We start from the raw sequence: 527 nt of genomic DNA on the forward strand, positions 1-527 counted from the left end.
CTCCTCGTGGAACTGTGGTTACTTGCGCGCCTCGTCGCCCTTCAAGGGATAGTCGGGATGTCCAAGACCCATCATGGTCACGAACACCTTGACATTGCCGTCGCGCAGGAAGTGGACGGCGAACATTCCGCCATCCCTTGGTCCATAAGGAGGTACCGGGACGATCCGCTCCTGCGGCACATCGTCGATGCGATGGACCCATCTGACCTTCGCCGTCATGCCAGGCTTGTAGACCCGTGGCACCGCGACGCAGCACGTAAAACTGCCACCGCCCTCGTGCGGCCAGATATTCGGGCCACCCCGGCCATTGACCTCGAACGCGTAGATGCCCACATCGGTGTGGTTGTATCCAACCATTGACACTGAGATTGGCTCCTCGCCGCAACCGGACACTGCCAGTGACAATGCTGCTAGCAGGCCGGCTATCCACGCCCGTGGGCGCGCTACTRTGTAAGGCATGACTCTCCTCGTGGAACTGTGGTTACTTGCGCGCCTCGTCGCCCTTCAAGGGATAGTCGGGATGTCCA

Annotated in this window: 1 protein-coding gene; it reads right to left on the bottom strand. The window is 60.5% G+C overall.

Annotation, left to right across the window (positions count from 1 at the left end; translation table 11 throughout):
- Positions 1 to 18: 18 nt before the first annotated feature.
- Positions 19 to 357: a DUF3304 domain-containing protein gene (locus AC1EJR_RS27325; protein ID WP_477113936.1), complete on the bottom strand. Its 339-nt coding sequence runs from the start codon at positions 355 to 357 to the stop codon at positions 19 to 21.
- Positions 358 to 527: the final 170 nt, after the last annotated feature.

This window comes from Cupriavidus sp. 05T42, from assembly GCF_056396345.1.

Excerpts from the sequence above, each read along its gene's own strand:
- AC1EJR_RS27325 (WP_477113936.1), bottom strand. The coding sequence starts at position 357 with ATGGTTGGATACAACCACACCGATGTGGGCATCTACGCGTTCGAGGTC.